This is a genomic window from Nonomuraea sp. NPDC051191 (genome assembly GCF_044455665.1).
In the GTDB taxonomy this organism is placed as follows: Bacteria; Actinomycetota; Actinomycetes; order Streptosporangiales; family Streptosporangiaceae; genus Nonomuraea.
The window spans coordinates 12,277-24,348 of record NZ_JBITEZ010000005.1 but is presented as its reverse complement, the minus strand read 5'-3'; the positions used below and the strand labels follow the sequence as shown (position 1 = coordinate 24,348).

General features: G+C 70.7%; 12 protein-coding genes. 3 read left to right on the top strand and 9 right to left on the bottom strand.

From position 1 onward, the window contains the following. Positions 1-227: 227 nt before the first annotated feature. Positions 228-1,787, bottom strand: a complete 1,560-nt coding sequence (locus ACIA8R_RS14950) for a hypothetical protein (protein WP_397038724.1) — start codon at positions 1,785-1,787, stop codon at positions 228-230. 139 nt (positions 1,788-1,926) lie between these two features. Here ACIA8R_RS14950 and ACIA8R_RS14945 point away from each other — a divergent pair, with 139 nt between their 5' ends. Continuing rightward, positions 1,927-2,589, top strand: a complete 663-nt coding sequence (locus tag ACIA8R_RS14945) for a response regulator transcription factor (protein WP_364093587.1) — start codon at positions 1,927-1,929, stop codon at positions 2,587-2,589. Further along, positions 2,586-3,680 carry a sensor histidine kinase gene (locus tag ACIA8R_RS14940; protein ID WP_397038722.1) on the top strand — a complete coding sequence of 365 codons (1,095 nt, stop codon included), beginning with the start codon at positions 2,586-2,588 and terminating at the stop codon, positions 3,678-3,680. Before ACIA8R_RS14945 ends, ACIA8R_RS14940 begins: the two co-directional genes overlap by 4 nt. An 84-nt stretch (positions 3,681-3,764) precedes the next feature. Here ACIA8R_RS14940 and ACIA8R_RS14935 read toward each other — a convergent pair whose 3' ends face one another. From ACIA8R_RS14935 to ACIA8R_RS14905, 7 genes are all read right to left on the bottom strand, one after another. Next, positions 3,765-5,402, bottom strand: coding sequence for a hypothetical protein (locus ACIA8R_RS14935; protein ID WP_397038720.1), 1,638 nt, complete (start codon positions 5,400-5,402; stop codon positions 3,765-3,767). A 2-nt stretch (positions 5,403-5,404) separates the two neighbouring features. Further along, complete coding sequence (locus tag ACIA8R_RS14930; protein ID WP_397038718.1) at positions 5,405-6,265, bottom strand: hypothetical protein; 861 nt, start codon at positions 6,263-6,265, stop codon at positions 5,405-5,407. Positions 6,266-6,351: 86 nt separating this feature from the next. Further along, positions 6,352-7,269 (bottom strand): hypothetical protein, encoded by a 918-nt coding sequence (locus tag ACIA8R_RS14925; RefSeq protein ID WP_397038716.1) that lies wholly within the window; start codon positions 7,267-7,269, stop codon positions 6,352-6,354. Between the two features lie 132 nt (positions 7,270-7,401). Further along, entirely contained in the window at positions 7,402-7,734 is a 333-nt protein-coding gene (locus tag ACIA8R_RS14920) for a hypothetical protein (protein WP_364093571.1), read from the bottom strand. A gap of 60 nt (positions 7,735-7,794) precedes the next feature. Next, positions 7,795-8,925, bottom strand: coding sequence for a sensor histidine kinase (locus ACIA8R_RS14915; protein ID WP_397038714.1), 1,131 nt, complete (start codon positions 8,923-8,925; stop codon positions 7,795-7,797). After that, on the bottom strand, positions 8,922-9,980 hold the full coding sequence (locus tag ACIA8R_RS14910) for a hypothetical protein (RefSeq protein WP_397038712.1): 1,059 nt from the start codon (positions 9,978-9,980) through the stop codon (positions 8,922-8,924). The genes ACIA8R_RS14915 and ACIA8R_RS14910 overlap by 4 nt, the downstream gene beginning before the upstream one ends. After that, positions 9,977-10,600 (bottom strand): response regulator transcription factor, encoded by a 624-nt coding sequence (locus tag ACIA8R_RS14905; protein ID WP_357703505.1) that lies wholly within the window; start codon positions 10,598-10,600, stop codon positions 9,977-9,979. The genes ACIA8R_RS14910 and ACIA8R_RS14905 overlap by 4 nt, the downstream gene beginning before the upstream one ends. 425 nt (positions 10,601-11,025) lie before the next feature. Between ACIA8R_RS14905 and ACIA8R_RS14900 the strand changes: the two genes are divergently transcribed. Next, positions 11,026-11,511, top strand: a complete 486-nt coding sequence (locus tag ACIA8R_RS14900) for a hypothetical protein (RefSeq protein ID WP_397038710.1) — start codon at positions 11,026-11,028, stop codon at positions 11,509-11,511. A 79-nt stretch (positions 11,512-11,590) separates the two neighbouring features. Here ACIA8R_RS14900 and ACIA8R_RS14895 read toward each other — a convergent pair whose 3' ends face one another. Then, complete coding sequence (locus ACIA8R_RS14895; RefSeq protein WP_364093561.1) at positions 11,591-12,034, bottom strand: hypothetical protein; 444 nt, start codon at positions 12,032-12,034, stop codon at positions 11,591-11,593. Positions 12,035-12,072: the final 38 nt, after the last annotated feature.

The window sequence follows — 12,072 nt, the reverse complement described above, 5'->3', positions numbered from 1 at the left end:
GATCGTCGGGGACGTCGCCGCGAGTGATCATCGAGTTGTTACCTACGTCGCGAGATCTTCGTCAAATCGACCCGATGTTTGCGGGTAGCAGCACCGTATGCTCAGCAGCGAGACGGTGTCAATAAGCCCATCTTTAACGGGTTCGCAACGAGAGTCGCGCCGTCCCACGGGCGCTTTTGTCCGCATTTAGGCGGATCCCTCAGTGTGGGACGTACGCAAACATCGGGTTAATCGGTACGGGCGGTGGGTTCACCCGTGCGGGAGGCGGCCATCGCCGACCCAAGGATGAAGGCGGCGTATCCGCAGGCCACGGCCAAGCCCGCCCAGGGTGGGAGCGGGTAATAGCCGGCCAGCAGTGACGGGCTCACGTCCACATGCGCGAACGTAGGGACGCTCTGCGTGATCGCGAAGCCGGCGGCAGGGGTGATCATCAGGAGCCACGGCGCCAGACCCGCGGTCGCCAGCAGGTACGGCACGACGACCGGCACGACGGCCAGCCCGACGGCGACGACGGCCCGCTTGACCAGCGCGGCCAGGCCCAGAGCCAGCACGGCGGCGGCCGCCGTCAGCGCCGCGTAGCCGACGATCATCCGCAGTTCGGTGCCCGGCGTGATCGGCTGGACCGGGTTCCGATTCGCACGCAACATCGCCAGACCGGCCGGGACCACGACCCCCGAGCTCACCAGCCCCGCCACGAACGCGACCACGCCGACCACCGCGGCCCTGGCCGCCAGCAGCCGCGCCCGATGCGGCTCGCCCCGACGCGGCTCACCCTGATGCGGCTCGGCCGGTGGGCCGGGCCTGGTCGGTCCGCGACGGTGTTCGGCCGTGACGAACGTGACCGCTGCCACGAGCAGCGGAATCAGTCCCACGGCCCCGCCGATCAGCATGAGGTCGGCGCGCAGACCACCCTCGACCGTGGCGGGCCCGATGTCACCGCTCCCGGTCACGATGAGCTTGTCGCCGGACTCGACGACCCCGCCCGGGTGATGGGGGGTCGTGCCGTCGGACTCCAGGACGACGCCGACGTCGTCGTGGCGCCACGAACCGTTCGCGCCCCGCAGCTCGATCCGGTCGAAGGTGGCGGTGGTCTGGGCGAAGGCCTGCGCCATGTCCCACAAGGCGCCTGGCGAGGTGGCGAACGGCCCGATCTCGACCGTCTCCGGCAACCCGGTCAACTCGGCCGTGCCGATCTCCGTCCACGTCTTGCCGTCGTCCGACTCGTAGCCGGTGATGGTGTCGCCCGACCTGGTCAGCCGCAGCCACTGCGGGCCGTTGTGCGGACCGCCGGGCACGTCGTGGACGTAGTCGTACTGCATCCGCACGCCGTGCTCCCCGGTGAGCATGACGGCGGCATACGGTGACCCCTGCTTGAGGCTCTGCCTGACCAGAAGGCCGGCCTTGGCCCACGGCACCACCCCCTCCTTGACGTTGCGCACCCCGGGTACGACGTCCGGCAGCCGGATCTGCCCGGTCATGTCCGACACGCGGGCGGTGATGCTGCCGTTCCCCTTGAGCGGCTGGTGCACGTAGTAGTACTTGTCCCTCACCGCCGTGCCGTCGGGTCCCACCAAGGGCGGGGGGCAGGGGCCCTCGCCCGTCCCGGTCACGCAGGCACTGTGGGCGCCCCCGGCGATCAGCAGTCCGAGCGACACGGTGACCAGCACGGAGGCCGCCACGGCGAGCACCCTGCCCCGGGCGGAGCGGAACCTGACCCACTCCGCGCGCGACATCTGGAGGAAGCGCCCGGACGGCGGGCCGGATCGGTGAGGCGAGAACGAACTCATGCCGACGGTTGTACGCGGCCCCCGGTTCCAGCCGGGTCGCGGCCGCCGCGACCCGGCTGCGACCGGGCGTCTGGCATCGTTGGCCCATGGCACCCCGACCCGGCGGCCCCGCCCGCACGACGACCTGCGGTGAGCGCCGATGAGGGTCCTCGTCGTCGAGGACTTCGAGGTCCTCGCCCGCTCCCTCGGAACCGGGCTGCGCCGCGAGGGCATGGCCGTCGACGTCGTCCTGGACGGAACCGCCGCCCTCGACCGCCTGGCCGCCACCCGCTACGACGTGGTGATCCTCGACCGCGACCTGCCCGGCGTCCACGGCGACGAGATCTGCCGGCGACTCGCCCACAGCCGCGGCACGACCCGCGTGCTGATGCTCACCGCCTCCGGCACGATCGAGGACCGCGTCGACGGGCTCAGCCTCGGCGCCGATGACTATCTGCCCAAGCCGTTCGCGTTCGCCGAGCTGGTCGCCCGCGTCCGTGCCCTGGCCCGCCGCGCCACCCCGCCGCTGCCGCCGACCCTGTCGTGCGGGGACATCACCCTGGATCCGGCCCGCCGTGTCGCGTCACGGGCCGGGCGGCGGCTTGAGCTGAGCCCCAGGGAGTTCGCCCTGCTCGAATGCCTGCTCGCCGTGCCCGGCCTGGTCATCTCGGCCGAGGAGCTGCTCGAACGCGTCTGGGACGAGGCCGCCGACCCCTTCACCAGCGCCGTCAAGCACACCATGCACCGGCTGCGCGCCAAACTCGGCGATCCGCCCGTGATCGAGACCGTCCGTGCAGGCGGCTACCGCATCGGGCCGTCATGACCTCGCAGCGGCGCGCCAGAAGATCCCTTCAGACGCGGCTGGCACTCGCCTACGCGGCGGGCTTCTACGCCGCCGAGGTCTTCGTGCTCGTCCTCGTCGCCGTCCCGCTCGCCGGCATCGATGCGGCGACACCCGTAGGGCGCCCCTCATCGAGTGCGATCACCGGGACCGGGCCCGGGATCAGCCTGACCCAGCTCCTCACGGGATCCGCCGTCGCTCTGGTCCTTCTGGTTCCCGTCGCCCTGGCGCTCGGCTGGTTCGTGTCCGGCCGGTTCCTGCGCCCGCTGCGCGCCATCACCGCGACCGCCGAGATCATCTCGACCGGAAGCCTCGACCGGCGCCTCGACCTCGGCGAGCCCATCGACGAGCTGACCGAACTCGGCCACACCCTCGACGACCTGTTCGCCCGCCTTCAGTCCTCCTTCGACGCCCAACGCCACTTCGTCGCCAACGCCTCCCACGAGCTGCGCACCCCTCTCGCCGGCCTGCGCACCCTGCTCGAAGTCGTCCTCGCCGACCCCGATGCCGACACCGGCACCCTGCGCTCGGCCTGCCAGGAGGCCCTCGCTCTCGGCGAGCACCAGGAGCGGCTCGTGCAGGCACTGCTCGCCCTGGCCACCAGCGAGCGCGGCGTCGCCCGCCGGGTCACCCTCGACCTGGCCCACGTCGTCGAGGGAGTGCTCGCCTCCCGCCGCCGTCAAGCCACGGAACAAGGCATCGACCTCGCCGAACACCTGACGCCGGCGGTGACGGCCGGGGACCCGGGACTGGTCGAAAGCCTCGTCGCCAACCTCATCGACAACGCCATCCGTCACAACCACCCGGACGGGCAGATACAGATCACCACCCAGACCTCCGGCACGCAGGTGGCCCTGACGGTCACCAACAGCGGGCCGGTCATCCCCGAAGGCGACCTCCAGCGCCTCTTCCAGCCCTTCCAGAAGCTGGCGCCCGATCGTCGCGGCCTCAGCGACGGCTACGGCCTCGGCCTCGCCATCGTGAACGCCGTCACGCAGGCCCACCGCGCCCGCCTTGCCGTCCGCGCACGCCCCGAAGGCGGCTTGTCCATCACCGTGCATTTCTCGCAGTGAAGACCTCTCGCCGACTGCTGCACCGGCTCATGAGGGTTCGGGACAATGCAAGGACCTGTGCTCGGGCGCGATCAGACGCCGGCCTCATTCGTTGCGCAGGCGCGCGGCCAGGATCTTCGCGTACTTCATGGTCGCCTGCTCGTCGTCCTCGACCCGCAGGACGACGACGAGCCCGCCCGCTGCCACGAGGGCCTGATCCCGCTGGTTGTGCACGTTCACGTCGGGCCGCAGGTACGCGCCCTTCCCGAGGTCCGGCGGGCGGCGCATGAGGGGACCGTACTGCTCGTCGGACGCGCGCACGGCGGCCAGGATCCGGTCGGCGAACGAAGGCGTGGACGACAGCCAGGCGACGCCGATCCGGACGACATGCTCGTGTTCGTCATGCGGGATCAGCGTGCAGGTGGCGTGTGGGGCGGAGAACCGGGCCGCCGGCCGGCGGTCGTACGGCCTGCCGCCACCGGGCAGCGTGTTCTCCGGGAGCAGCGTGCACGGGTCCGGCCAGGCGTCGAAGCGCGTTCCGTACACCTGGACCGCCTTCTCCTCGCGGTCCGCCCCCTCCAGGCGGTGAACGGTCACCGCGGGCCCGTCCGCGCCGACCGCTCTGACGACCACGGAGTCGCCCGAGACGCCGAGAATCGTGGCACCCTGTCGATGGACCGGGAGCGGAAAGATCGCGCGTCGCCCGTCCGCCAGCGAGCGGACGTCGAGGAACGTCACGACGTCGTCGGTGTTCGGGTTCAGGAGCGAATAGGCGAATCGGTGATCCGGGCTCACCACGGAGTCCTCGTCGTCGATGTCGAATCCCGCCACGCCGGGTTGCCTCCAGAGCGGCTTCGCCGTCCCGTCATAGGCCGTCAGCGACCGGCCGTCCTCGGCCGCCACGATGACCAGGCCGCCCTCCGGACGCCAGATCACCTGATCCACCGTGAGGCCGGAGCCGGGGACACGGTGCCGTACGACGCCACCGGCTCCGACGAGTTCCAGCCCGCCGGAGGACTCCCGTACGACCAGCTCCCCCAGCGCCCCGCGCAACGCGGTCGTCTTCCCCTCACCGACGCGTTCCTCCAGCACCTGCGTGCCGTCGCGCGCGTCGAGGACCAGACGCCTGTAGCCGGGCTCGACCCCGCATTGCTCGTCCAGGACGGCGTACCGTCCCCATGACTCAAGACCGGTGGGGGCGCAGTCCAGTGGCTTCTCCCACGCCGTCCGCCCGCTGTCCGGCAGCAGCGCCTGAATGGTCGAACCCCACGTCAGGACCGCCTTGCCGCCGGCGACCACCAGGGCGTTCGCGTGCACCGGCAGCACCCGTGTCCACAGGTTCCGGTCCCGGCCCACGCCGAATCCGGTCACGACGCCGGGGCCCGACCGGTTCCCCGCCTGGACGAGGACGGAGCCGGCCATCACCGACAGGTCGTCGTCGAGGGGAAAGTCCTGCCGCCAGAACCGGGTCCGCCCGGTGGCCACATCGTGCGCCTCCAGGTCTCCGGACAGCGACGGGGTCGGCCCGCTCGGCAGGATCACCTCGGTGCCCACGACCGCCGCGAGACGCGCGGGCAGGCCACCGGCGAGCCTGGGCGAGGCGAACGACCACGTCTGGCTGATCCGGGTGGGCAGGGGCGGCGTCGGCGGCGTCGCCCACCAGGCGGAAAGCGGTGACAAGTTCGCCGCGACGGCGATGGCCGCCGCCGCGACCAGCGCCATCACCGGCAGGAGACGCCGCACGCTCAGCATCCCGGCCCCCTGGCGCCCCGCGCGAACCGGGCTGCGACCTCAGGCGCGCGCAGGGCGCGGTAGCCTCGCGAGCCTCCTGCCGGGACGTACACCGTGCCGTACGTCCCGGGCGTGACGGCGCTCGTCACCCGGAACGGCCTGCCGTCGGCGTCGAAGACCTCCCTGGTCTCCGTCCTGCCGTCGTACGCGTAGTCGATCAGGATGGTGAAGTCGTAGACGCCGCGTCCCGGGATCACCGTCATGTCGAGCGTCTGCTGTTCGTCCCGCTTCAGCGAGATGGTCCTGGTCTCGAAGTACGGGCGTCTGCTCGGCGGCGCGCCCAGGAAGGCCGGTGACAACGGATCGAGACGCGCCACCATCTCGACCGTGTCCTCCTCCCCTTGCGTCTCGCAGGCGAGGAGGACGGCGGTCAGCGGCTTGCCGACGCGCTTGACGATCGGGCGGGCGCCGACGATTCGTACCGCCTTGCGCCCGCCGGTCAGCTCCACCCGCACCACGGCCTTGCCCACCACGGCGCCCTCGTGCCGCCACACCAGGCCGAGCAGTTGTCCCTCCTCGGTCTGTCCGCCGAGGAGGACGCTCCTGTCGGCCCCGCGCGGGCTCGTCCCGAGCGCCATGGTGGGCAGCTGCCCGCGCAACTCGATGACGGTCACGCCGAGGGCCGGGCGTCCGAGGGCGTCGTTCACGTGGTCGCCGGCCGCACCCGCGTCGGCAACCACGCCGAACAGCGTCGTGGACCAGCCTCCGCTCACCGCGAGCGCGATCGCGGTGCACCCCGTCGCCAGCCATGCGAACTTCTTGCCCCATTTCGGGCCGGCCGGCGTTCCGGCGTCAGCCTCTCGTGCCGCGTTCACCTGGTCGTCATGACGCTCTGGACGATCATCACGCGATTTCATCCGACATCCTGTCCGTGGCTGGAATCGGGGGGAGGGCAGCAGGGTCACAAGGACTTCTGGTCCCAGGGAATCGAGGCGAACCAGAGCCGGGGGATCCAGCTCGGCACGTTCGCGTCATGGACCAGGTTGGTATAGGTCCGCTTCTCCCTCGGGCCCGGGTTGGGAAGGGCGGCGCCGTAGGCCGTGAGGATCTTGTAGGTGTGGTCCATGCAGTTGTTGGCGAGGATGAGATAACCGCCGTTCTCCGCGGCGGAGACGGCCGCTCTGGCGGCTGACTCCTTCCACGCGGATACCTCGGCGCATTTGTACTGGCTGTATCCCTCGGCCTTGCGGAACGCCTCCCGCATCGTGGTGAGGTTGCCCGAGCCCCGCCAGGCTCCGTTGTCCTTGCCCGGGTCGATCTTCCACTGGGCCGTGGGGTTCTCCGTGGCGCCGTAGACGTACTCGTCCCGGCCGACCTGGAATCCCCAGCCGACATGGCCCAGCGTCACCGGGCCGACCGCCGGGCGCTTCGGCGCGAGGAAGACGCAGGCCTGCCCTGTCTTGAGGGGCTCCTCGGCGTCGGGCGTGCCCTTCCGGCCCTCGCGGGTGTCGTCCGGTTCCCTGGTACGCCTGCTGCCGCACTCGGGCACCTGGGTGGTGATGTCGCCGCCGGTGTCGAGCCAGACGTCGGGAATGTACCCGGTCCTGCCGTCGATCTCGGTGTAGTTCCAGTACGGGTTGGTACCGCCCCACCCGCTGATGCTCTGGCTGCCGCGCACGTAGCAACTGACCGTGCCCCGGTGACCGGTCGGGATCCGTGCGGGCACCTTCGAATCGACGCGCGGTTCCGACCGCAGGCCCACGTCGGGCACGGCGCGGACGACGCCGGTCACGACGGCGGCGTCGGCCGCGGACTGGCCGGCCAGGGCGGTGGCGAGCGGGAGGAGCGCCAGCAGAACGGTGCTTCGTTTCCAGAACATGTTCTCTCCCGGAGGGGGGGTGGGTGGTCGTCGTGGACCATTTATCGCACCCGGCCACCTGGCCCGACAGTCGTGAAATACAGGGACAGAGGGGGACACGATCCGCCGCACGTGTGGTGCCGCCGAGCCGGTCTAGCGAACGTCGTCCATGGCCCGGTGGCAGGCGGCCAGGGTGGCCGCGCAGGCCAGACGGAGCTGCTCCGCGCCGACGGAGGCGGCCAGCTCGACCGCCTCGCGGGCCAGGGGCAGGGCCTCGGCCGCCCGGTCCAGGGCCAGCAGGTAGCGGGCGGCCCCGTGCAGCGCGCGGGCCAGCAGGCGTGGTTGCTCCGGCGTCAGGCCGCGGAGCAGCACGATCGCCTCGGTCGTCGTGTCCAGGGCGAGCCTGAGGTGTCCGCCGGCGAACTCGTGCTCCGATCGCGTGTACAGCTCCAGCGCCCGTTCGAAGGTCTCTTCCATCCGGTTCACGAGGCGCCTCCCGACGTCCAGCAGGCCCCTGCTTCCCGTGGTGCCGTACTCACATCCAGATCATGGACGTACGGCACCACTCGCGTCTGTCCCGGCCCCTGTCCCCATTTCGGGGGACAGAGGAAGGACGATCTCCACAGTGACGCCTCGCCCCGGTGCGGAGTCGATGATCACCGTTCCGCCCGCGCTCTCGATCCGGCCCTCGATCGACTGCCCGAGACCGAAACCTGGCCCGTGCCCGCGGGTGAAGCCACACCCGTCGTCGGCCACCCGTACCACGAGCCGTCCACCCAACAGTCGCGCGGTCACCTGGGCATGCCTGGTGCCGGCGTGCTTGACCACGTTGGCCAGGGCCTCCTGAACAGCTCCAGCCATCGCGGCAACGCTGCCGGCAGGCAACGGCGGGCTGTCAGCGAGGTCGGAGACCACCTCCAGGCCGAGTGCCCGCGCACGCGTGATCACCGCCGTCAGGGATTCGCGCACGGTCGAGGGACCGTCTTCCCCCTCCAGGTATCGACGCAGCCAAACGGCCTGGTCGGCGACGTGTCCACGCAGTTGCGGATCGGCGACCTGATGCTCCCCCGTCAGCCGGTCGAACAGCCGCAGCACCCGTTCGCTGATCAGCTCGGCGTGGGCGGCGCGCTCTTGCTGCGCGGCCAGGTCCGCCGCCGCCTCGACCGCCTTCTCCCGGGCGGCGTCCACCTCGTCGGAGTAGTTCCGCAGGGTCCTGGCCACGTACCACGACATCACGGCGATGACGGGCAGGCCGACCGCCACGGCGGGGCGCTCGGGCTGCGGCACGCCGGCCGAGACCGCCACCGTCAGCGGCGTGATCGAGCCAACGAGGAGCGGAGCGGAAGCCAGGGCGAGACCCGCGCCGACGACGACCACATAGGCGTAGGGGTAGGTCCACCACTGACCGGTGGCGGGACTGCAGAACACGGCCGTGACCGCGACGAAGACCGCGTCCGCGACGAAGATCCACCCCGGTGAGAGGGCACGACGGCGGGCGACCCACACCACGAGCGCCGTCGCCTCCACAACGGCGGCGGCGAGGAAGAGAGGGAACCCGTCGAGACGGCCGCTGACGGCCGCCGCCACCAGTTGCACGCCGTACCCCGCCCGCAGGGCGACGAGGGCCAGCATCAGCGAGTGCTCGGTGCCCTTCCTGCCGAGCGCGTACGGCCTCATGGCCGGGCCACCCGGAACTCGATGTCGCTGCCCTCGCCCGGTGTGAAGATCACCTCGGTTTCGACCCCGGGATGTGCCCCCTCCTGGGCGGGCGGCCCCGGGTGGGTGATCGTGACCAGCGGGCCTGCGTCCACGACCTCAGCGAAGATCACGACTTTGCCCGGGACCCGCTCCGCCGCGGCCAGCCTGGTGACGTATTCGCGGACCGCGGTGGCGATCTCCTCCGGCACCGCCGGCCCGTCCGGCGATGTCAGCTCGGCAGCGAGACCGAGGCGGCGGGCATGGTCCACGACCGCGCCCATTCCACCGTCCCCAGCCATGCCCCGCCCGCCTGAGCCGATGAGCGTTCTGAGCCGCCCCGCCTCGGCCCTGACCTGATCCCGCAACTCCGGCCCCGCGACCCGTCCCTGGTGACCGAGCAGTTCCAAGGTCTGGAGCACCTGGTCATGGATGACGCGGGCGTGCGCGGCCCGCTCCCTCACGATCGCGGCCGCGGCCTCCGCGGTCATCGCCTCCTGGCGCGCCGCGTCCACCTCCGCTCCCCTTCTGCGTACGGCTCGCGCCACGAGAACCCCCACCATCGTGTTGACGGTGAGCGTGGCCAGGTCGAAGGAGGCGTCCGGAAGAGGATTGCCGGTCATCGGCGCGGCCGCGGTGACCGCGGCCAGCATCGGCGCCAGCGCGGGCAGGGAGACGCGCCATCCGCCGCCGCCCAATCCGATCCCGATGACGTACGGCACCGCGTAGTCGAACGGCCAGTTGTCCCATGCGTGCGGCCGGGCGCTGCCTGTCAGCACGGCCAGCGTCATCGCGGCGAGGAACAGCCCGTCGGCCAGCACGGCCCAGCCCGGCGGCAGCCTGCCCGCCCGCCACGACAGCCCGGTCACCACCGCGCTCTCGGCCAGCGCGACCGCCATCAGCCAGTGGCGGGACTCGCCGCTCAACGCCATGGCCACGACGATGACCGCCGACGTGGTCCTGACGACCGTGAACGCCACGAGCAGCCAGCGTTCGGCGGCCGCCACGCCACCGGCGAGGCCGGCCGCGCCGCTCATTCCCCCGGAGGACGCAGGCCGAGTTCGTCCGCCGCGCGAACGAGGTCCGCCATCGCCCCCAGCCCCAGCTTGACCCTGATGCGCTTGATCAACGTGTCGACGGTCGACTCCGCCACGCCCATTCTGCTGGCGGTCTGCCTGCGGGTCCGCCCCTTGGCCAGATGAGCCAGCACTTCGGCTTCCCGCGGCGACAACGCCGGCCTGCCCGCCAGCAGCGAGGAGGGAGTGGCGAGCTGGCCGTGCAGGATGCCGGCCAGCCCGCTGCCGAGCACGAACCCCCCTGAGGCCACCGACACCACGGCGGCGTGGAACTCAGCGGGTTCGGAACTCTTGGTCAGATAACCGCTGGCCCCCGCTTGGATGGCCGCCACCACGTCGGCCTGCTCGCCCGAGACCGACATCACCAGAACTCTGGACCTGGCCGACCAGTCGGCGATGACCGGTACCGATGGCCTGCCGTTCTGCAGATAGAGATCCAGCAGCAGGACATCCGCCTCATGGGGCACCTTGGCCGGGTCCGCGGTGCTCGCCACGACGGTGACCTGCGACGACTGCTCGAAGAAGCGGGTGATGCCTTCAAGCATGAATGGGTGATCGTCCACGACAGCGAGCTTGATCACTGCCCTGCCTTCATAGGGGTGGTCATATCAATTCATTCTTTACCCACCGGACATCGCGATCAAGAAATCGGCACCTCCTCATCTCCGTTTTCGTGGCACTTCATTCTCGGCGCCGGTAGGGCGGGGGACGTTGTCATCTACGGGACCTCCCATCCTGGTCAGGCGGCCGAAGAGCCCGTGCTGCTCGAAGATTGTGCGGCCGTTGAACCGGCCCCGGGAGGCACGGGATTGCCGCCATGCGCTGGATTTGCGGGCGGCCGCGGGAAGAAGAACTCGGACTTCGCCTGGCACGGGACCCGAGCCCCCGACCTGTGTGGAACCTGTCTTCGCCGTTCCTCACAGATCCTCAACAGGACGTCAACAGCCGCCGTCCTACCTTCCTTTCACCAGCTCGAACGGAAGATCTCGACCGGAGGAAGCAGGACATGAAACCGATCATGAAGCTCACCACCGCCGTAGCCGTGACAGCGCTCTCCATGGGCATGGTGAGCACGACCGCGCAGGCGTCGGAGCGGGTCGGAACCGCGCGCGTCTCCAGCGTCACCGCGAGCGCCGCGGCCTCCCTGGCCGGCGGCTGCCAGGCCGCGAAGAGCAACTGGGGGAACATCAAGGCCTACTACTACACCCAGGGCAAGTACGACTACTTCAACCGGATCAACTGGTTCCTCGGCGGTCCCGGCCTGCGGAACAAGAACAACGTCCGGCTGCGGATCCGGCTGGAGCGGCGTGGACTGCCGGACAAGACGATCTGGTCGTACACGTCCGGGGACAACGTGTCGCCCGGCAGCGGCGGGAGGCCGGTCCCCAACCTCAGGGTCAAGCGGAGCGACAAGGTGCACGTCGACTTCAACTTCGTCTTCGACCGCAGCGGCAAGGACCCGCACTGCGGGGACCGTACCAACAGCCTCTGACCGCCTGAGACCGTCGCCGAGGGCGCGACGTTGAGGCCCTCCGCTCCCCGAGCGTGGCTCGTGGGGGGGCGGAGGCCGGTCAGCCTCGTTTGGTGCGCCAGCGGGAGGTGCGGAACCCGTCGGAGCGCTCCAGCAGGAAGGTCAGCCGGGCGGCCGTCTGGCGTACGCCGTCGTCGTGCCGGTGCCGCTTGTCGGGGGCGAGGCGGGAGCGCAGGTCGAGAATGTGGGCCAGCTCCCCGGCCACCTCCGAGACCACCCGGTAGCGGATGCCGAAGGAGTGCAGGTCGCCGTGCACGTCGTCGACCAGGTCCTCGTCCACGTGCCGGAGCAGGGGCTTGAGCTTGCCGAGCAGTTGGGCGTCCATTCCGGCCACGGGCGCCCTGCGGCGGGTGTCGTCGGCCGGCATGGCGACCAGGGCGCGGACCCGCGTGAACGCCAGCGCCCGTTCGGCGTCCGGGGTGGAAGGGTGTTCGGCGAGGTCCAGCAGGCGCCGCAGGGTCTCCTGCGTTTTGTCGTCGAACATGACGACAAGTCTATTCACTCCAGCTCAAGCGCTCTTCA